This is a genomic window from Lachnoclostridium sp. An169 (assembly GCF_002160525.1).
In the GTDB taxonomy this organism is placed as follows: Bacteria; Bacillota; Clostridia; order Lachnospirales; family Lachnospiraceae; genus Mediterraneibacter; species Mediterraneibacter cottocaccae.
This window is the reverse complement of sequence record NZ_NFKT01000018.1, coordinates 1-19,244: the sequence shown is the minus strand read 5'-3', so window position 1 is coordinate 19,244 and position 19,244 is coordinate 1. Positions and strand designations below refer to the sequence as shown.

General features: G+C 49.2%; 17 protein-coding genes, 7 tRNA genes and 1 rRNA gene. 3 read left to right on the top strand and 22 right to left on the bottom strand.

The features are described 5' to 3' along the window. Positions 1-96 precede the first annotated feature (96 nt). From B5F07_RS13060 to B5F07_RS13035, 6 genes are read right to left on the bottom strand one after another with little or no spacing between them, the layout of a single operon-like run. Positions 97-1,068, bottom strand: coding sequence for an NYN domain-containing protein (locus tag B5F07_RS13060; protein ID WP_087161728.1), 972 nt, complete (start codon positions 1,066-1,068; stop codon positions 97-99). Beyond that, a complete protein-coding gene (gene yfcE, locus B5F07_RS13055; protein WP_087161727.1) occupies positions 1,044-1,682 on the bottom strand; it encodes a phosphodiesterase in 639 nt (212 codons plus the stop codon). The genes B5F07_RS13060 and yfcE overlap by 25 nt, the downstream gene beginning before the upstream one ends. Next, the gene (locus B5F07_RS13050; RefSeq protein WP_087161726.1) at positions 1,679-5,068 is read right to left on the bottom strand and encodes an ATP-binding protein; all 3,390 of its coding nucleotides are present in this window, start codon (positions 5,066-5,068) and stop codon (positions 1,679-1,681) included. Before B5F07_RS13050 ends, yfcE begins: the two co-directional genes overlap by 4 nt. Next, entirely contained in the window at positions 5,019-5,663 is a 645-nt protein-coding gene (locus tag B5F07_RS13045) for a DUF4194 domain-containing protein (RefSeq protein WP_087161725.1), read from the bottom strand. The genes B5F07_RS13050 and B5F07_RS13045 overlap by 50 nt, the downstream gene beginning before the upstream one ends. Next, positions 5,660-7,024: a Wadjet anti-phage system protein JetA family protein gene (locus tag B5F07_RS13040; protein WP_087161724.1), complete on the bottom strand. Its 1,365-nt coding sequence runs from the start codon at positions 7,022-7,024 to the stop codon at positions 5,660-5,662. Before B5F07_RS13040 ends, B5F07_RS13045 begins: the two co-directional genes overlap by 4 nt. 29 nt (positions 7,025-7,053) lie before the next feature. Further along, complete coding sequence (locus tag B5F07_RS13035; protein WP_087161723.1) at positions 7,054-7,674, bottom strand: type IV toxin-antitoxin system AbiEi family antitoxin domain-containing protein; 621 nt, start codon at positions 7,672-7,674, stop codon at positions 7,054-7,056. Between the two features lie 192 nt (positions 7,675-7,866). Here B5F07_RS13035 and B5F07_RS13030 point away from each other — a divergent pair, with 192 nt between their 5' ends. Beyond that, positions 7,867-8,577, top strand: coding sequence for a hypothetical protein (locus B5F07_RS13030; RefSeq protein ID WP_087161722.1), 711 nt, complete (start codon positions 7,867-7,869; stop codon positions 8,575-8,577). Between the two features lie 21 nt (positions 8,578-8,598). Here the strand turns inward: B5F07_RS13030 and B5F07_RS13025 are convergent, their stop codons facing one another. Both B5F07_RS13025 and B5F07_RS13020 read right to left on the bottom strand, forming a co-directional pair. Then, positions 8,599-9,216, bottom strand: coding sequence for a nucleoside recognition domain-containing protein (locus tag B5F07_RS13025; RefSeq protein ID WP_087161721.1), 618 nt, complete (start codon positions 9,214-9,216; stop codon positions 8,599-8,601). Further along, a complete protein-coding gene (locus B5F07_RS13020; protein WP_087161779.1) occupies positions 9,217-10,968 on the bottom strand; it encodes a DUF885 domain-containing protein in 1,752 nt (583 codons plus the stop codon). 178 nt (positions 10,969-11,146) lie between these two features. Here B5F07_RS13020 and B5F07_RS13015 point away from each other — a divergent pair, with 178 nt between their 5' ends. Then, on the top strand, positions 11,147-11,674 hold the full coding sequence (locus tag B5F07_RS13015; protein WP_087161720.1) for a spore maturation protein: 528 nt from the start codon (positions 11,147-11,149) through the stop codon (positions 11,672-11,674). Positions 11,675-11,757: 83 nt separating this feature from the next. Further along, positions 11,758-12,453 carry an ABC transporter ATP-binding protein gene (locus B5F07_RS13010; RefSeq protein WP_087161719.1) on the top strand — a complete coding sequence of 232 codons (696 nt, stop codon included), beginning with the start codon at positions 11,758-11,760 and terminating at the stop codon, positions 12,451-12,453. 80 nt (positions 12,454-12,533) lie between these two features. On the opposite strand, the gene rsmI is transcribed toward B5F07_RS13010, so the two are convergent. From rsmI to B5F07_RS12940, 14 genes are all read right to left on the bottom strand, one after another. Further along, on the bottom strand, positions 12,534-13,382 hold the full coding sequence (gene rsmI, locus B5F07_RS13005; RefSeq protein WP_087161718.1) for a 16S rRNA (cytidine(1402)-2'-O)-methyltransferase: 849 nt from the start codon (positions 13,380-13,382) through the stop codon (positions 12,534-12,536). Between the two features lie 13 nt (positions 13,383-13,395). Next, entirely contained in the window at positions 13,396-14,091 is a 696-nt protein-coding gene (locus B5F07_RS13000; protein WP_087161717.1) for a tRNA1(Val) (adenine(37)-N6)-methyltransferase, read from the bottom strand. After that, on the bottom strand, positions 14,081-14,986 hold the full coding sequence (locus tag B5F07_RS12995) for a PSP1 domain-containing protein (RefSeq protein ID WP_087161716.1): 906 nt from the start codon (positions 14,984-14,986) through the stop codon (positions 14,081-14,083). Before B5F07_RS12995 ends, B5F07_RS13000 begins: the two co-directional genes overlap by 11 nt. A 6-nt stretch (positions 14,987-14,992) precedes the next feature. Then, positions 14,993-15,988: a DNA polymerase III subunit delta' gene (holB, locus tag B5F07_RS12990; protein WP_087161715.1), complete on the bottom strand. Its 996-nt coding sequence runs from the start codon at positions 15,986-15,988 to the stop codon at positions 14,993-14,995. Between the two features lie 60 nt (positions 15,989-16,048). Then, positions 16,049-16,627: a guanylate kinase gene (locus tag B5F07_RS12985; RefSeq protein ID WP_087161714.1), complete on the bottom strand. Its 579-nt coding sequence runs from the start codon at positions 16,625-16,627 to the stop codon at positions 16,049-16,051. Further along, positions 16,620-18,092, bottom strand: a complete 1,473-nt coding sequence (locus B5F07_RS12980) for an aminotransferase class I/II-fold pyridoxal phosphate-dependent enzyme (protein ID WP_087161713.1) — start codon at positions 18,090-18,092, stop codon at positions 16,620-16,622. The genes B5F07_RS12985 and B5F07_RS12980 overlap by 8 nt, the downstream gene beginning before the upstream one ends. Before the next feature lie 299 nt (positions 18,093-18,391). Beyond that, positions 18,392-18,464, bottom strand: a tRNA-Lys gene (locus B5F07_RS12975). A 30-nt stretch (positions 18,465-18,494) separates the two neighbouring features. After that, positions 18,495-18,567, bottom strand: a tRNA-Phe gene (locus B5F07_RS12970). A gap of 21 nt (positions 18,568-18,588) precedes the next feature. After that, a tRNA-Met gene (locus B5F07_RS12965) sits at positions 18,589-18,662 on the bottom strand. Positions 18,663-18,694: 32 nt separating this feature from the next. Further along, positions 18,695-18,767, bottom strand: a tRNA-Thr gene (locus B5F07_RS12960). A 6-nt stretch (positions 18,768-18,773) separates the two neighbouring features. Then, a tRNA-Tyr gene (locus B5F07_RS12955) sits at positions 18,774-18,855 on the bottom strand. A gap of 11 nt (positions 18,856-18,866) precedes the next feature. Then, a tRNA-Val gene (locus B5F07_RS12950) sits at positions 18,867-18,939 on the bottom strand. A gap of 5 nt (positions 18,940-18,944) precedes the next feature. Then, positions 18,945-19,018, bottom strand: a tRNA-Asp gene (locus B5F07_RS12945). 68 nt (positions 19,019-19,086) lie between these two features. Further along, positions 19,087-19,244 (bottom strand): 23S ribosomal RNA (locus B5F07_RS12940); the annotation flags it as partial.

Genomic DNA, 19,244 nt, shown 5'->3' with positions numbered 1-19,244 from the left:
TTTCCCGTTCCTTTCTTTCATGCCCGTATCACATATTCCCTGGCAGATACATCCCACGCGCCTTCTCTCTGCCTCACTCTTTTTCCTATGCCACTCTCACTCCGGCACATACACGGCTCTCGTCCGCTCCCCGTCATCCACCAGCTCTACCTGGTCAAAGCTCTGGATATACTGCTTGAACTGGGAATAACCATAGTCCCGCACCTTGAAATTCCTGTCCTTCGTGCGGATCCGGTTTCCCAGAGAGCCCAGGGAGATCCCGTATCTTCCTGCGCTCATGATCTGCTGCAGGATATACTCTTCCAGCATTTCCTTTTTACTCTTGTCTTCGTAAAGCGTTACCGTTACCTTGGTGCCCTCCTGCATCAGCTTGAGCTTCGGCAGCGTCTCCAGAAATTTGGACAGCAGGCTGTACCCGTAGCGTCTTACGTCGAAGTCCGGATACAGTTTCACCAGGCGGCTTCCCACCTCTCCCAGTCCGGTCTCCCTGTCATCATTCTGATTCTCTGTGATAATCTTGACCACCGCTTCCTCGATCTGATCCTTGGTCGGGGCCGCCACGGAAGTTTTCTTCTGTTCTTTGCCCTGCGCGTGATGCTGGGCAGGCTTTTCCTCCCGGTCTTCCTTCTCCATATTGTCCTCCAGAAGAAGCTCCAGGACGGTGAAGATGTCACAGGCTTTGCGGAAGGGGATCGGCGTTTTGTCCTCCCCCATTCCGATCACCGTCTTTCCGCTCTCTCTCAGGCGGCTTGCAAGTTTTGTAAAGTCACTGTCACTGGAGACGAGGCAGAATCCTTCCAGTTCACTCTGATAGAGCATATCCATGGCGTCAATAATCATGGCGGAATCGGTGGCATTTTTCCCGTGGGTGTAGCTGAACTGCTGAATCGGCGTGATGGAATTCTGCAGAAGTTCCTCCTTCCATCCCGCATTGTTCGTCTTTGTCCAGTCCCCGTAGATTCTCTTGTAAGTTACATTGCCATACTTGGAAAGCTCGTCCAGTATGGGCTTGATATATTTTGCGGACACATTATCCGCGTCGATCAGAAGCGCGATTCTGTCTTCCATGTCATGTACTCCTCCCCTTCAAGATTCTTCCAGATAAATTCCCCGTTCTCATAGATCATATAACTGTGGGCAGATCCTTCTTTTGGAATAGACACCGAGCCCGGGTTCAGGTACCAGTACCGGTTTCCGTCCATATCCAGTATCTCCTCACAGGCGGGAATATGGGTATGCCCGTTAAGCAGGATATCCCCGTTCTTCATGGGCGGCATATGATGCGGATGATAAATGTGCCCGTGGGTGGCAAATACATGAAGCATCTGCATGCACTGCCCTGTCTGTGCATCTTCCACGCCGGCAGCCCTGCCTTGTCCGGTCGTGCTTTCCGCCATCAGTTCCAGAAAGCAATAGTCCGCCATAATCGGGAATTCCAGAACCATCTGATCTACCTCGGTGTCACAGTTGCCCCGCACACAGAGGATCTCCCCTTTCCGCGGATTGAGCATGCTGATCACCTGTTTCGGCGCATAGCCCTCGGGCAGATCATTGCGCGGTCCGTGGTAGAGAATATCTCCGAGCAGCAGCAGTCTTTCCGCCCCCTCTCTGTCACAGGCGTTCAGCATCTTTTCACAGTACAATGCCGAGCCGTGAATATCCGACGCAATCATAAGTTTCATATTATTATTCCTCCTTCTGTCGTCTGTTCATCCTCTCCCTTAAGCTGCCCGTATTCCGTCCTCTCGAACTCCTGGATGGAAATATGCTTCTTGTTCGGGTTTGCAAACACAAATGTCTTGTCTACATTCTCCAGATAGTTCTGGATCTTGTCGTTTGTCGCGCTGATGATCGCCTGGAACCCAAGCCCCCGGATCAGCGAAATACAGCTTGCCACCTTCTCCGCATCCATCTTCGAGAACGCCTCGTCCAGAACTACCAAGCGTATTGTCGCAGGCCGCCGTATCTTCGGAGAAAGATTGATCCGGTAGATCTGGGCGAAACTTGCCAGCAGAGCAATGTACAGAGGGTTCTGCCCCTCTCCTCCGGAGTTCTTCCGGATCATCTTGCTCAGACCGATCTTCATCTCATGGTCTCCCCGCACAATCTGCTGCATGTCAAAAGAAAGATAGGTACGGTAGTCCGCATATTTTTCCATGTTCTTCTTTGCCTGGTCGAGTTCTTCCCTGGTAGCATCCTCCGGCGGGATAAAGATCTGGATCAGCTCATTCATCATATCCCCGTACTCTTCTTCATGCTCCATGGTGAAAAGATTGAGCTGGTTTTCCATGCTTCCCGTCAGCTGCGCGGGATTAATGCTGAGGGAATCGTCCATAAACATCTTATAGTACTTTCCATCCGGACCTTTGTTTTTCGTGATGACGAACTGATACTTGTCCTTTCCGAAATCCAGCCTGCTGATAATACGGTTCAGTTCATCTTTCTTCTGGTATGCCTCCCGAATGGCACTGCGGATCTTGTAAATGAAATCATCCTTAAAATGCTCTACCGCAGAACGGGCCTGCTCTTTTGCTGCCTGCCGGTACTCTTCCAGCTCATCACAGCTCAGACTCTCCAGAAGCCTGTCATAGGGGGCATTCTCCCGGATCGTTGCAGAGAATGTCCGGTTTGGGTAATTTCTCAGATACATGGTACGCCTGTCCACAAGGTCCGAGAACGCATGGTTTCTTGCATTTTCCATAGGAGTCCTCTCCGCCATTCTCTGTTGACGCAGGTAATCAAAGTTGGAGGACCGCTTTCCAGACAGATATTCTTCAAACTCTTTTTCCTTATCTTCATTTCTTTGAAAATCTTTTTCTTTCTCAGTCAATTCCGCAGTTGTTTCAATATATGATTTTTTCCACCTCTCGGCATTATCCCGGTTCTTCCAGATCTCCTGCTGAATATTCTGCAGGTTTTCCTTCATTTCTTCCTGCTGCACAAACAGCCTGTTCTTCTTTTCCTCCCATACTGAGACAGATTCTTCTCGCAACTTTTTCATTTCTTCAATAACTTGATTTTTTCTCTTTTCTTTTTTTGATATCTCAGAAATTTCCTTTTTCCAGCCAAGATAATCCTCTTCCGGAAGAGAAAGGCTTTCAAATTCCAGTATTTTCCTGATCTCCTCCTTCATCTCCTGAAGCGGTATCCGCTCCTCCTGCAGTTCTGTGCAGCGCGCCTCCAGGCGCCGGATACGCTGGCGCATGCTCGTCTCGCCGATATAGGCACGCCGGGTGTAATTATCCGGATTAATATGCTGGAGTCGGAAGCCGTGATACAGCATACAGTCCGCAGTAATTCCGATCTTCTGCTGACGCAGCTCGTCCACGCTGCCGCATTTGATCACATTTCCCAGGAAGAAATCCACATAGGCTCTTACATAAGGCTCCTTCGCAGTCACCTCAGACGCAAGGGATTCCCGGGGAGGCTGTTCCTTTCCTTTCTGCTGTTCCATAACCTTTTCCGTATCGAGCACAGCCGCGCGGAAATACTTCTTTCTGTCCATGGACCGGTAGATCTCCATGGCATCCTTCACGTAATCCGGTTCCACCACAAGAAGCAGCTTGTTGTTTCCCATATAGCCTTCCACGGCATTGTGCCACTTTTCGTCTTTCACATCGATCAGATCGGCAAGAATCTGCACGGGTACGAACTTTCCGCATCTCTCATGAAGCCGGTTCCGCAGTTCATATCTCGCCTCTTCCAGTTCTCTGGGATATGCCTTTTTCCCCTGCTTCAGCTCTTTTAATTCTTCCCGGGCATCCTTTTCTTCTTTCTTCACTGCCCGCAGCCGGCTTTCCGTATCCTTCTGGTCTTCTTCCAGGCTGGTCCGAAGCTGCGATATCTCTTCTTTGAGCCTTCCCAGGGTGCTCTCATCAATGGTCATCCTCTCAAAGCTTTCGATATCCCAGATCATCTGATTGGGGGTAACGTCCTTTTTCTTCCACGCTTCCAGTCCCTGGGCTGTCCGCTGCCACTTTGCCCTGCTTCCCAACAGCCGCTCCAGTGTTTCATTGAGATTTTCAAGCTCTTTCTCCAAAGCAGAATAGCCGCTGTCCGCAATTCGCAGCAGGACCTCCTCATACTCTTTCCTCAGTTCCTCCTGCTGCCCTTCCAGACACTGTTTTACCGTTTCCAGACGCTTCACTTCTCCTGTATTTGTCTCCAGACGGGTCTGTATTTCCTTAACTTTCGCCTGCATCTGCAGGATCTCCAGCTTCCGGATCTGATAGTCGCACGCCGCCACATCACGGCTCCTGTTCTCATATTCTTCATAGCTCCTGCGGATGTCCTCAAGTGCGCATATCTCCTTCATCGTCTCCTCGATCTTGCTGCGCATCCGGCCGTACTGCATGACACTTTCCTGAAGATCTTCGATATGGATATCCTGCTCCATACAGATATACTCTTTCACAAAATCTTCCAGTTTAATATTCATCCGGAAGGGTATGGCACGTTTAAATAACCTTGGAAACTTTTCCATGTCCAGACCGCCCAGATAAATGTCATACAACTGCTTCCGGAACCTTTCATTGCTCGGACCGCAGTAATAATCCGTCCGCTCAAACGACCGCTGCAGATACTCTCTCACCTCAACCGTCGTAAGGCACCGTCTGTCCGCCCGGTAATGGTTCTCAAGCAGGCCGCTCTTATGCCAGAAGAACAGTCTTCCGATCTCATTGGTAGCTGTCTCCACGTCGAATACGACACCTACGCACTGCTTCTCCCGGGTATCAGTCTGTTCGAACTCCAGAACGATGGTGCTGGAAAAATTCCGATTGCGCAGATACTGCGCTTCATTGTTCTCCCCGATATTCACCATTCCTCTCAGATACTCGATCAGAGAACGGTCCGAATCGTCTGCAGCTGCCTTATTAAAGAATCCCCTGCCGTCCGTATTCGCATACAGGACGATCTGAAGGGCGTCAATCACGGTAGACTTTCCGCTCCCCGAATGTCCGGTAAAGAAGTTGACCCCTTCGTTGAACGAAAGTATTTTCCTGTCTATGTAATGCCAGTTATTCAGGCATATCTTCGAGAGTGCCTTGAACGGCTGCTTCGTCTCCACTGTAGTCCTCCTCACTGAATGTATTTAAAAGTTCCCTGATGTCATCCCCTGCAAGCACCGCGTTGATACACGGATAAATCACCAGGCGGGTGTTCTCGTTCAGCTCTTCCAGCACATCTGCCGGCTCGATAATCTGATATTTTTTCAGCAGCGCCACGGTTCTCCTTATCTCCGTGGGAGACGGCAGCGATCCGAGCACATGGAACTCTCCTGCCTTGCCGTTTAGCATCCCCATCGTCACCACCACATGGCTGCTCGACGAGACCTCCGCCATCTGCTCGTCATACAGGATCTTCAGGACCAGCAGATAGATTGTGGCGAGTCTGGGAAGCTTCTCTCCCCACAGGCCTTCCCCCTGGATATAGATCACTCCCATATGTACGTTCTGCCGCAGCTCAATCCCTGCAATCCGGAAGTATTCTTTCAGGAAATCCAGATGCTTATCTGCCGTCCTGTATTCCCTCACCGGCGTCATTCTTCCGGAACGCCGGTCATATTTTCTCTCAAGAAGAAATGTCTGCCGGAACAGGATCTGTATAATATCCCTGACCGCATCCTGCTCTTCCTCCATCAGCTTATCGTAATATTCTATCATCCGGGTCTCCTCCGTATAAATTTCAGTTTCGGGTAGCGGTATCTTCCGCTCTCCACCATCTCGGAAGTCTCCTCCTCAACCATATATGGGCTGTTTCTCCTCGTACTGTAGTCATATGCGAGTATCAGCTTTTCAAAATCCTCTTCCGACATATCCTTCAGCTCTCCCGCATCCATAACGTCCTCTTTCATATTGGACTCAATGAAAGATTCGATGTCTGCCCGGCTGTAACGGGTCTGTATGCGGTTCATCTTCAGCACTTCATCCCGGTCCAGATCCTCGATCTCCTCGTCCGGTTCCATCCTGCTGATGAAGTCCGTTCTGGCACGCCGTCTCTTATACAGAGATTTTTCCGACAGAATCTCCAGAAGGGAGAGATTCATCCTGCTTCCCGCCGCCGCAATGATCTCCTCGCGCTTCGTGCTGTCTTCCATACGGCCAAGCAGCTTGATTACCAGGCCTTTCGTATCCGTCTCTCCGCTCAGGAGATAATTGAGCCGCGTCACCGTCGCCCGCACATATTTGGAATGTTCCCTGTCCATGTTGGCGATGCGGTGCTCAATATCGTCAAATCCCCTGTCGATCAGGTCAATCAGTTCCAGAACGTCCTCGCCGCCGTCACCCGACGCCTTTGAGCGGGCGCGCACTTTCTCAATCCACTCCTCGTCTTCCCGCATCTCGCGAAGACATTCCTTGATGTCGTTCTTATATATGTAGAAGTTGTCGGAGGTCTTCAGAATGTGGTACTTCTTTCTGACCACCTCCTCCACATACCCTTCCAGATGTTCGCGGAGCAGCTCGCCATAGGTCCTTTTATCTAGGAGCCGTGCAAAAAACTTGTCCATATTGTGGAGCATGTCCTGAAGCGCCTTATTCAGCTTCCTCGTATTCACCAGTGCGGTCCGCAGCATATTCAGATTCACTCTCGGGTCATTCCGGAAAGAATACAGTGTAGCGTATACATTCTGTATATAGACTTCCGTCTCCTCCAGATCCTCCGATGAAAGCTTCTCGAAAGCTTCAATGAACACTGCCGCATAATCGGGAATCACAATATTCGTCGTCATGGAAACGTAATCTTCAATTTTCTTAAGCCAGCCCGTCCGGACAAGCCAGTTCAGGATCCTGAGGGAAGGCGTCTCAAGCATATCAAAGTCCGATTCTGTCTCTTCCCGCTCCAGACGGAGCCGCTTTTCCGCGTTCATATCATTCAGTATCTGAAGGCAGACCTCTCTGGTCAGGAAATAATTGCTGTATTCATATTCTCTGTTTATGCATAATAAAGATTCTATATAAACTTCTCTGTTTACAGATCGGAACAATCCCCAGAATTGATCCGGTATCTCCTGTCTAAGCTGCATTTCATTCTCCTCGGTTACTCAGCAAACACTCATTCTTCCACATCATACCACTGTCCGGCCTGCTCTTTTATACACTTCAGTGCCCGAAGTTCCTTTCCGTATTCCAGAAGCCTCTCCATATCTTTATTCCGAGCTCTGTAGTTCCGGCACACTTCCGCCAGAACCGCTTCATCCAGCCTGTCCTTCATACGGATACAGTCGCACGCAGTTCTGTCCACAGAATAGACCTTAAACGATCCGAATTCCGTGGCAACTGTTTCCACCTCATCCTCCAGGCCCGTATTCTGCAGATAATACCGCTTCACCGGGAAGGAAAACTCCATTTTTCTCCTGTCTGTCCGCTCCGTTGCCACAGATATCACTTCCGGCTCCTCCGACAGAAGCCCCTGAAGATAACAGGCGCTGTCCATACAGATCACCGCATTCTGATTCACCTTCCCGATCTCAATATATCTGTGATGCTCCGGTTTCTCTATCCCGCACTGACCGCACCAGTACCATCCTCTCGCGAACTTCTCCAGCACTCCCTTTTCTGTAAGTTCCTGAATCTGCGTTACTGTTATTCCCTCTTCTTTCAGCTCTTCAAAGCTCATGTACCCATGGCTTCCGCGAAACATTTCCAGAATCCGCTCATATGTTTTCAACAGCATATGCTTCTTCCTCCCGGTGCCTTTTAATATTTATAGTTACACATATATTATCACTCTTCTTATAATACGTCAAGTGTGGTATAATAAATTATCTACAGGGAAAGCGGAGCCGGGAAAAACGGAACCGGGGGAAACGGAACCGGGGAAAAACGGAACCGGGGGAAACGGAAAACAGAAGAGGGGGAAATAACTGTGAAAAAAATCATCCTTACTGCAGTCGGTATAATCGCGGCACTTCTTGCTGTATTTGCCGTAGTTGTCGTGATTCAGGTAGTCAAAGATTTTCAGCAGGAAGATGACCTGCGCGAAGAAATTTCACAAATCAGTGAACTGCTGGTTCCTGGCAGCGAAGACAGTTCGGAAATTGCAGATATGCTGAGGCGCACTGTAACTACAGGCGACTATGCAAAAGTTGAAAAAGCAATAAAAAGCTATCTTTCCGATACATTGGAGTGCTACAGTACGATCGACGAAAATCTGTATGCATCTGTCATCACAAATGCGCTGACAACCGATACATACCGTACAGATGGACCCTATTTTCTCCAGACACGCGCCTCCCTCTCCCAGGTTCAGGCTTCTCTGTCCGAATCCATCGAAACGCTTGCCCGGCTTCAGACAGAAGATGCCCTCATGTCCTACATTAACCGGGATACGGAGATTGATTCCTATTACAGAGACTTCTACCGGGAGATTGTCGGGGAAAACATGCCCTCCGGCAGCGATATCGACAGACTTACAAAGGATATCAGTGATGTGCTCGATCTTATCACAAAGGAGCAGAATGTACTGGTATTTCTCTCTGACCATTCCGGTGAGTGGATGGTCTATGGCAATGAACTGTATTTCACCACAGATGAACTGATCGAAGAATATACAGATCTTATACTGCAGATTGAATAGACAGGAACGGACCGTAGACAATCACTTTCCCCGTCCCCGGTCCATTATCCTGCAGAAGATCACCGCTGCCCCCGTGCTCACCGCTGTCGCCAGTATTCCCGCTCCCACGATTGCTGCCGGATTTGCACTTCCGTACTGGCTCCGGTAAGCAATCACATTCACGGGTATAAGCTGCAGCGACGATATGTTAATAATCAGAAATGTACACATCTCATTGTTGGCGATTCCTCTTTTCCGGACAGGACCGGACGAGCGTCCCGCCCGTCTTTCGTCCTCCAGTTTTTCCAGTTCCTCCATGGCTTTCAGCCCTGCCGGAGTTGCCGCCCAGCCAAGCCCCAGAAAATTTGCAATAAAATTCGTGGCAATATGCTCGTTTGCCTTGTGCTCTTTCGGCAGTTCCGGAAAGAGGAACCGGATCACCGGTCCCAACTTCTTTGACGCCATCCCGATAACGCCCGCTTTCGAAGCGATCTCCATGATTCCCGTCCAGAACGCCATCACCCCGATCATTGTAATGCACAGTGTCACGGCATCTTTGGCAGAATCCAGCGCGGCATTCGTTATGTCCGCCATTTTTCCGTTAAATGCCCCAAAGAGGATGCCCGCCAGGATCATCCCCGCCCACAGATAATTCAGCATCTACTTCTCCTCACAGATGTTCCACATATATTTCTCCACAATCTCAAAAGGCGCAGGTCCCACAGTGAGCACAGCTTCATGAAACTCTTTCTGTGAAAACGCCGTCCCCTTTTCCTTCACCCAGTCTTTTTTCATCTCCAGGAACTGTACATAACCGATATAATATTTGAGATAATTTCCCGGAGATCCGATGATCAGCTCATAGATACGGTCAATCGTTTCCCCGTCCGTTATGCCGTAATTACTGAAGAACTCCACCGTATCCATACGGCTCCATCCCTCATAATGAATCCCCATATCCGCAAGCGCATACAGCCCCAGGATAATCGAACTGTTCTTCTGCAGAAGCGTCGCCTGCTCTTTGGAAAGCGGTGTCAGGTAGTAGCTGCACATTTCCGCATAGGTAGCCCATCCTTCCACATAGCCGCCGAAATTGAACATATTTCTGAGGGGATCCGGATCTGTCCCTTCATAGTACAGGGTCTGGTAGAGATGTCCCGGATAACCTTCATGTGCCAGTGTTGTAAACAAAGTCAGGCTGTCGCCCATATGCGCCTGATTAATATAGATCACATTCTCCTGTGTATTATCTATTGCCGGAATCATGTAAAATGCCGGACTTAAATGTTCCTCCATCTCCTCCGGCACATACTTCACCTCCAGAGCTGTCTCCGGTGCCTCCGGAAACGCCCCGGCAATTCCCTCTTTCAGGCTGCCCAGGATCATTTCCGCATTCCCGTTCGCCATGGAAGCCGCTGCTTCCTTTGCTTCATCCGCTGTAATTCCCAGGACTTCTTCCATCGCCTCCAGATCGTCCGTGATCTGCCTTCTTGTAAGATCCTCCAGTTCCCGTACCGTCTGATCCACACCGGCAGACTGTTCCACCACAAGCTCGTAGTATTCCCGTCCGCCCGGCAGATATTTCAGTCCCTTCTCATTCTTGCCGCTGCCTTTCAGACTCTCCACCGCCGAAATCAGTTTCTCATACGCCGGATAGACATAATCTCCTATGCAGCGCGCGTTCTCCTGAACGTAGTCACTTTTTTCCTGCTCTGTCAACTCATTTACATCTTTTATGCGGTCAGCAAATGTAGAATAAAGATAGTTTCCATCTCCCATATCCAGAAATGCCCTGCACTGCTCTATTACCGTGTCAGCAGCATAGTCTGCCATAAAAAGTCCTGCTGCCGATTTATCCCGCTCAAACTCGATCAAACTGTCAAAATATTCTCCGGTCGTGGAAAGCAGTTCCAGATATGTATCAACGTCTTCCCTGTCATAGAAACGGTACTCTGAGAGCACTACCGGCAACTGTGTCTGCACGCCGCTCACAAGCCCGAGGGGTTCATCATACAGCAGATACTCCGCGCTCCGGTCGGCCATCTTCAGATAATATTCCAGAATATCGTAGGTAATCCGGTTCTGTATACTCAATCCTTCATAGTCGAATTGTTCCAGGGCCTTCCTCATGTTTTCAGAGGACGCCATAACCGCCTCCTCATCCGCCTGAAAGCTCCCGAACGTCACATCCTGCTGCACAATCCCGTATTTTTCCGGATTTTTCAGAGTGTAATGCAGATTCACGGTATCGGATGCCGCCTCATTTCGGAACAGTGCCATCGTATAATTTTCAAAGGCTTCGTCGGTTCCTCCCCCGCTTTGTCCCCCTGCGCATCCCGCACATATGTATACTGCAGCCAGTACGGCGATTCCTGCTGCCGCAGTACGCTCTCTGATATTTCTGTTAAACATAACTGCTCCCGGAAAGGCTTTACTGTATATTATGTGCCACAATTCAGTGATATTCCTTCCGCACTGCGACGCATATATCACGTTCTTCATATCCCCCATTCTGCATATACATAAATCAGCCGGGTCTGAAAAAGCTGCCATAGGATATCCGGGCATTCTACAGAAACAGGAGTTTTTTATGCAGGTTTTCCTCTACATTTCTAATTTTATTGTACCTTTTATCATTCTCGCTGTCGTTGTCTACGGGCTTCTGCGGGGCGTCAATGTCTACGATACATTTATCCGCGGAGCCAAAAGCGGTTTTCTCACAGTGATCCGCATCATGCCCACACTGATCGGACTGATGGCTGCCGTAGGCATTCTGCGTGCATCCGGTTTTCTCGACTTTCTTGCTGCCCTCATCGGGCAGTTTACCGCACAGATCGGATTTCCCGGAGAACTGGTGCCCCTCTCCGTGGTCAAGATGTTCTCCTCCTCCGCAGCGACCGGGCTCCTTCTCGATATCTACAAGGAGTATGGCACCGACTCCGAACTTGGACTGATTGCCTCTATTTCCATGTGCTGTACCGAGACGATCTTCTATACCATGAGCGTCTATTTCATGACTGCCGGCATCCGCCGATCCCGCTATACACTCGCCGGCGCGATGATCGCCACTTTTGCCGGTCTTGCCGCCAGCGTTGTATTCGCCCGCACAGTATTTTAAGTCAGCTCCGACTGTATCTTTTTGATTGTACCTCTCATTTCTTTGTGTTAAAATAGGAAAGAGACAAAGATGGAGGTGTACTCATGGCCAGCGTGACATTTGAACACTTAACAAAAACTTATCCCAACGGTTTCGTCTCCGTAAACGACGTAAATCTCACAGTCGAGGACGGGGAATTCGTTGTATTCCATGGGCCCAGCGGATGCGGGAAATCAACCATTCTCCGCATGGTCGGAGGGCTCGAGGATATTACTTCCGGAAAAATCTGGCTTGGAAAAGAACTGTTAAACGACATCCTTCCCCGGGACAGACGGCTTGCAATGGCCTTTCAGAACTACACACTGTATAAACATTTTAATGTGTATGACAATATGGCACTTGGACTGCGGCTGAGGGATCTTCCCCGCAACGTGATCGATTCCCGTGTAAAATCAGCCGCCTCCCTTCTCGGCATCACCGGTGTCCTTGACAAAAAGCTCCGGGCGATCTCCGATGCGGAAAAACAGCGTGTGGCGCTTGGACGCGCTATCGTCTGCCAGCCTAAGGTGCTTCTCGTGGACGAGGATTTTGCACGGCAGAATGACGACCGCAGACACGAAATGATCTCGGATATTCTTAAGATCAATGAACGTCTGGGAATCACGGTTCTCTATGTAACCAATGATTATGATGAAGTATGTGCCCTGAATAAAAAGACAGTTTTTATGAAAGAGGGAAAGATTGTTGAAGTCCGGGATAACCCCGGGCAGACTGAAAAGATACAGTCTGAAAAGATATAAAAAGAGCATCTGGCGAATCGAATTTTTTCTGTGTCGTCAGATGCTTTTTCATTAATGTATTAAATTCTATAACCTCATTTTTACAGACCTGCATTAACAAAATAATTGTAGATCTCCCGTTTTGTCACACCCCGGTCCTTTGCCGCACACTTCATCGCCTCTTTTTTGTCCAGGCCCAGATCCATATAGTGCTTCACATGGTCCGGAATACTCATCTCCGACCATTTCTCTCTTTTTTCAAGCTCTATATCTGCCCGGCTTTTCCCTTCGATGACAATCACGCACTCTCCTCTTGCCTCATTTTCTCCGTAATATGCACACGCCTCCGACAGCGTGCTCCGGTAAACGGTCTCGTGCTTTTTCGTAAGCTCCCTGCAGACTGAAACTTTCCTGTCTCCAAGCCATTCAAAAAGGATCTTAAGCGTCCGCAGCAGTCTGTGCGGCGCTTCGTAGATTATAATCGTCCTCGTCTCATTCTGAAGCTCTCTGAGAATCTCTTCCCGTTCTTTCCTGTCAGAGGGAAGAAATGCCTCAAAGGCAAACCTTCTCGTCCCCAGGCCGGAAACCGTAAGCGCCGTAATGCACGCAGAAGCCCCCGGTACGGATATCACCTGGATTCCCGCTTCCACACACATCTGTACAAGCACTTCTCCCGGATCAGATATTCCCGGTGTACCTGCATCGGTAATCAGGGCAACCGTCTCTCCTTCAAGCATCCGGTCCACCAGTTTTTCCCCTTTTTCATACTTGTTGTGCTCATGGTAACTTGTCATCGGCGTCCGGATCTCAAAATGATTCAGCAGTTTTATGCTGTTTCTGGTATCCTCAGCGGCAATCACATCCGCCTCCCGCAGAATTCGCACCGCGCGGAAGGTCATATCCTCCAGATTCCCGATCGGCGTTGCACACAGATATAATGTTCCTGACATCACACACCTCCTGTCACTTCGGGTACATTATCAGCGGCGGTTCCACCGTAACCCGCGGTCTTGCTCCTTTTACCCCTTCGACAAGAACCATGGAAGGTTCCTTGTCAATATAAGGATGCACAAAGCGCAGCCGCTTCGGCTCGATCTTGTAGTAACTCATCTTGGTCAGTATCTCTGTCAGGCGGAACGGCCTGTGTATCATGTAAAAGCGGCACTTGTCCTGCATCAGTTTCATACTCTCCCTGAGAATATCATCCAGGGAGCAGAGCACTTCATGCCGGGCGATCGCCTTTGCATCATCCGGATTGCGCAGCCCGTGTTCGGAAAGCATATACGGGGGATTCGTCGTAATAACATCAAAAAAGGCAGGCTTAAATATCTCTGCCGCCTCTTTGATATCTCCCGTGACGATATCGATCCGCTCTTCCAGATGATTATGTCTCACACTCCGCCTTGCCATCTCTGCCGTGTCAGCCTGAATTTCCAGACCCGTAAAATGCTTTCCCTTCGTCTTAGCCGAGAGAAGCACCGGGATAATCCCGTTTCCGGTTCCCAGGTCAAGCACCGACTCTCCCGGTTTTACCCTGACAAAATCCGACAGCAGCACAGCGTCTACACCAAAACAGAACTTCTCCGGGTTCTGAATCAGCTCAAGCCCGCCAAGCTGCAGGTCATCCAGCCTTTCCCCCGGTCTCACATCACTTGTCATCTAATTTCGACGCTCCTTCTCCCTTTTCAAGAGCCGCAAGCTTCTTCATTTCATCTTTTGAAACTTTCTGCTTCTTTCTGCGCGGTTTAAATTTCAGATCCTCCGCCTTATATTCACGGATCTCTTTCTCATCATTTTCCAGATTTACAACAACCTTCACCTGTTTGCGGAGCACACTCAGGGAGTGGACCACACCAGTCAGTCCTTCTTTCGTGGTCACGGTATCGCCGACCGACGGGAGCTGGCTGTTGAGTATCTCATACGTCTCTTCCTCATTCGTAAGACAGCACATCAGTCTTCCGCACACCCCTGATATCTTCGTGGGATTCAGCGAAAGATTCTGTTCCTTCGCCATTTTTATGGAGACCGCAGCGAACTCGGTCAGATATGTGCTGCAGCAGAGCGGACGCCCGCAGATACCGATTCCGCCCCGTATCTTTGTCTCATCACGTACCCCGATCTGCCTGAGCTCAATCCTCGTCCGGAACACTGCCGCCAGATCTTTGACAAGTTCCCGGAAATCAATCCTTCCGTCTGCAGTGAAATAGAACAGTACCTTGTTGTTGTCAAAGGTGTATTCCACGTCGATCAGCTTCATCTCCAGCCCGTGCTTGCGTATCTTTTCCTGGCAGATCTTAAACGCTTCCTTCTCCTTCTGATGATTCTTCTCCACAGTCTTCCTGTCCTGTTCATTCGCAATACGTATTACCGATTTGAGCGGCTGCACGACTTCCTCGTCCTTCACTTCCTTCGGTCCGCTCACAACCCGCCCATACTCAATTCCTCTGGCCGTCTCAACAATTACATGGTCTCCCTGTTTTATATTGAATTTTCCCGGCGCAAAGAAATATATCTTCCCTGCCGTCCGGAATCTCACACCAATCACTTTTGTCATTTTCTGTCAGTTCTCCTTTATTGTCAGCAGCAGCAGTTCCATTGTCAGCTCAAAATTCACGTTCGCCTTTATCCTTGCCTTCGCCTTTTCCAGGGCATCCAGGATATTCTCAATTCCCTCATAGGAACTCTTGCTTGCGCGTATTTTAATGTATCTGAGCTGGTCCGAGAACACAACCCTGTCCACGTTCTTCGTAGCCTTGTAAATCAGCACGTCCCTGTACCATATGGCAATAATATCCAGATAGTCATTAATCTCCAGCTTATAAGACATACACCGCTTCACTGCTTCCATCAGTTCAGAGACACTCATCTCATCGATATTCCTGAGCAGGTGGACCGCTTCCTCTTTGATCTCATTGAAATAGTCCGAGGTGGCAAGCATGATTGCCTTTCCCATATTCCCCTGGGCAAATGCAACGCAGACATCCGCCTTGTAATCCGGGATATGCATCTGTTCCATCAGATACTTTCTCACAAGCTGATCCTTGATATTGCGAAGCTTCATCATAACGCATCTGGAACGGATCGTCGGAAGGAGCGTATCTGCATTCTCCGTCAGCAGCATAATCACAGCATATTCCGGCGGCTCTTCGATCGTCTTCAGAAGCGCGTTCTGAGCCTGTACACTCATCAGATCCGCATCCGGAATAATGTAAATCTTATACCGGCTGCTGTAAGGCCGGATCACAATGTCATTGTTTACCTGTTCCCGGATATCATCCACACTGATGGTATTCGGCTTTTCATGCGTCACACGGATAATATCCGGCTGGTTTCCGCTCAGAGCCTGACGGCAGGACTGACACTTTCCGCAGGCTTCTCCGTCTTCCTGCCTGTCCTGGCACTGCAGACTCATCGCGAACAGATTGGCGAGCATCTTTTTCCCTGATCCCCGCTCACCGTTCAGAATATAGGCATGGGAAACCGCATCCGCCATCACCGCATTCTCTATATATTTTATAATATTTTTGTGACCTACTACATCCTTAAAACCACTCATAACTGTTCACCTGCCGTGCATTTTTACTACCTATAAAGTATAACACATATTCCGGTCAAGTTATACCCCTATATATTTCTCAATTTCTCCAATACATTCCTCGAGGCTGTTGTTTTCAAATACTTTCCGGATCCCCGCACGCCTCAGATTCTCTTCCGAAAAATCTTCGCAGTCCGCCAGAAAACGCCTGCACATTTCCGCATACTGTGGCCGTTCCTGTCTGCGTTCCCTCTCAAGCGCCCGCATCAGCCTCAGCCCGTCCTCAACCTCAATATAGACCGGCACCATGCGGCTTTCCCCGAAATACTTTCTCAGCGCCCGGTAAGACTCCAGTGTTCCTATCATTATATAGTCCCAGTGCTCCAGATCGATCTGGCCGTCATCCGCAGTAAAATACGTCCAGATACCGCATCTGGTATGATAGGAGCGCACTTCTATTACTCTGCCTTCCTTCTGCATTTTCTCCAGTGTGGCGTCATCTGTAAAAAAGTACTCCACTCCATCCTTTTCCCCTTCTCGAATCGGGCGGGTTGTATAAGGCACAATCGTGCGGAGCTGAGGATGGCGCTTTTTCATTTCTTTATAAATCGTATCCTTGCCTGATGAACTTTTTCCCATTATATAAAATATCTTACCCATCTGCCAGTACCCTGATCTTTCCTTTCATTTCCGTACCTTCTATTGTAAATCCCATCCTGATATACTCCCGTACCTTTTCCGATGTAAGTCTGCCGATTCTCTCCCCGGGTACGACCAGCGGGATCCCCGGAGGATAAAGGTACGCATATTCCACCGCTACTCTCCCCTGTGCCTGCTCCCAGGAGACTGCGATGCTCTCTCCCTGCCTTTCTACTTCAGAAGGAATAAAGATAATCTCTTGGCCGGGGAACCGCTGCCGTTCCCCCTGAGGCTTTTCTCCCGCGCTATCCTTTTCCGGGTCTTTTTCCAGTCTTGCATCAATCTCACGCAGTGCAGTGACAAGACGTGCCATTCCGGTTTCCGTGTCAGCCGGCGAAGTCATAGCCAGCACATAGGATCCGGCTGCCATTTCCATCTGCAGATGATAAGTTCCCAGAAGTATCTGATAGAGCATTCTCCCGGTAAAAGGTTTTCTGTTCCCACACTCTCTGTTTCCCATAGTCATTCCGCTTTCGGCGGATGAAGCATTTTTTACCGATATTACCAGCTTTGACCGGTCATAATTTTCCGTTGAAAGCAGCTCGATATTCCGGAGATTCTGCAGCTCCACTCTGGTTTTCTCAAGAAGGCCTGCGTAACTTTCAAATATTTCCCTGCCCCTCTCAGACAGCATCCGGATACATTCGTCCATCCCTGCCATCAGAACATAAGATGGACTGCTCGACTGCAGGATATGCAGATATCTTCTGATCTTCCCTCTGTCAACCAGATTTCCGTTTATATGAATCAAAGCGGTCTGAGTAAGCGATGGAAGCGTTTTGTGCAAACTGTGAATCACAACATCGGCATCTTTCGTGTTCGAGTTCTCCGGGAAATATGGGTGAAAACCAAAATGAGCTCCGTGAGCCTCATCCACGATCAGGGGAATTCCTTTTCTGTGCGCTGCTCCTGCAATTCCCCGGACATCCGACACCACACCGTCGTAGGTGGGGGACGTAATCACCACTGCCTTAATTTCACTGTCTGACGCCAGTATCCGTTCCACATCCGACACACGGATCTCCCCGCAAAGTTCCGTTTTACTGAAATATTCGGGATATACATAAACCGGATGAAGCTCATTCATAAATACTGCATTATAAACAGATTTGTGACAATTACGGGCCATCAGAATCTTCCCGCCCCGCTCGGTACATCCCAGTACAGCGCTTAATATTCCTGCTGTACTTCCGTTGATCAGATAATGGGTTTCCTCCGCCCGGTATAATTCAGCGGCTCTCTCCTCTGCTTCCATCAATACCCCTTCCGCATGGTGCAGATCGTCAAACCCATCTATTTCCGTAATATCAAGACTATATGGAAGAGCAGCCCCGGTCAGAAGAGAATTCCTCTTATGTCCCGGCATATGAAAGGGATAGTAATCTGATTGTGCATATGCTTCCAGCATTTTGTATAAACGTTCCATTTCCCTCTCCTTTCCGGTTTACACCCGTTCCTTTCGTTTTCTCTTTTTTTATCTCTGATACCAAATATCTTTATAATTCTTAACCTGCTTTTTATACATCCTTCACACTCTCCTCACAATTAGCCGCTATATTATAGACATACAAAGCCAGAGAGCTTTTTTACATATATTTTCCTCTTTTCTCAGCCGGCGATTTTCATCCCGGCTTTTTTGATAGCAAAAAAGCCAGGGAAAAATCCCCGGCTCATTTTGTGACTTAATTACATTTCCGGAATACCACATCCCGGCTTTTTAAAAAGTGAGCGTGCGGGGATTCGAACCCCGGACAACTTGATTAAAAGTCAAGTGCTCTACCACCTGAGCTACACGCCCTTATCAGCAATTAAATTTTTACAGAGAAAATGCCCAGAGCCGGAATCGAACCAGCGACACGAGGATTTTCAGTCCTCTGCTCTACCAACTGAGCTATCTGGGCATTGGACTTATACAGTCCGAGTTGCGGGAGCAGGATTTGAACCTGCGACCTTCGGGTTATGAGCCCGACGAGCTTCCAGACTGCTCCACCCCGCGCTATTAAATTAACTATCTCTTCCTGAGACAAAAGCCGATGATCGGACTCGAACCGATAACCTGCTGATTACAAATCAGCTGCTCTGCCAATTGAGCCACATCGGCTTAAAATGGATGGGGAAGGATTCGAACCTTCGAAGGCGTTGCCAACAGATTTACAGTCTGCCCCCTTTGGCCACTCGGGAACCCATCCAGATTTTTAAGTGGGGCCTATAGGGCTCGAACCTATGACCCTCTGCTTGTAAGGCAGATGCTCTCCCAGCTGAGCTAAGACCCCACAGACGACCCAGAAGAGACTCGAACTCTCGACCTCCGCCGTGACAGGGCGGCGCTCTAACCAACTGAGCCACTGGGCCACTCTATTCAGGATTTTATGTACCCTGAAAACTACATACAAAGAATCAATCATCCGTCTGTTCCCTTCCTGGTTATGCCCTCGACCTATTAGTAACAGTCAGCTCCATGCCTTACGACACTTCCACCTCTGCCCTATCTACCTCGTCGTCTTCAAGGGGTCTTACTGACTTGACGTCATGGGATATCTCATCTTGAGGGGGGCTTCACGCTTAGATGCCTTCAGCG

Coding starts and splice junctions, on each gene's coding strand:
- B5F07_RS13000 (WP_087161717.1), bottom strand. CDS start 14,091: ATGACAAGTGATGTGAGACCGGGGGAAAGGCTGGATGACCTGCAGCTT.
- B5F07_RS12980 (WP_087161713.1), bottom strand. CDS start 18,092: ATGGAACGTTTATACAAAATGCTGGAAGCATATGCACAATCAGATTAC.
- B5F07_RS13020 (WP_087161779.1), bottom strand. CDS start 10,968: ATGTTTAACAGAAATATCAGAGAGCGTACTGCGGCAGCAGGAATCGCC.
- holB (WP_087161715.1), bottom strand. CDS start 15,988: ATGAGTGGTTTTAAGGATGTAGTAGGTCACAAAAATATTATAAAATAT.
- B5F07_RS13060 (WP_087161728.1), bottom strand. CDS start 1,068: ATGGAAGACAGAATCGCGCTTCTGATCGACGCGGATAATGTGTCCGCA.
- B5F07_RS13010 (WP_087161719.1), top strand. CDS start 11,758: ATGGCCAGCGTGACATTTGAACACTTAACAAAAACTTATCCCAACGGT.
- rsmI (WP_087161718.1), bottom strand. CDS start 13,382: ATGTCAGGAACATTATATCTGTGTGCAACGCCGATCGGGAATCTGGAG.
- B5F07_RS13025 (WP_087161721.1), bottom strand. CDS start 9,216: ATGCTGAATTATCTGTGGGCGGGGATGATCCTGGCGGGCATCCTCTTT.
- B5F07_RS12995 (WP_087161716.1), bottom strand. CDS start 14,986: ATGACAAAAGTGATTGGTGTGAGATTCCGGACGGCAGGGAAGATATAT.
- B5F07_RS13040 (WP_087161724.1), bottom strand. CDS start 7,024: ATGCAGCTTAGACAGGAGATACCGGATCAATTCTGGGGATTGTTCCGA.
- B5F07_RS13015 (WP_087161720.1), top strand. CDS start 11,147: ATGCAGGTTTTCCTCTACATTTCTAATTTTATTGTACCTTTTATCATT.
- B5F07_RS13035 (WP_087161723.1), bottom strand. CDS start 7,674: ATGCTGTTGAAAACATATGAGCGGATTCTGGAAATGTTTCGCGGAAGC.
- B5F07_RS12985 (WP_087161714.1), bottom strand. CDS start 16,627: ATGGGTAAGATATTTTATATAATGGGAAAAAGTTCATCAGGCAAGGAT.
- B5F07_RS13045 (WP_087161725.1), bottom strand. CDS start 5,663: ATGATAGAATATTACGATAAGCTGATGGAGGAAGAGCAGGATGCGGTC.
- yfcE (WP_087161727.1), bottom strand. CDS start 1,682: ATGAAACTTATGATTGCGTCGGATATTCACGGCTCGGCATTGTACTGT.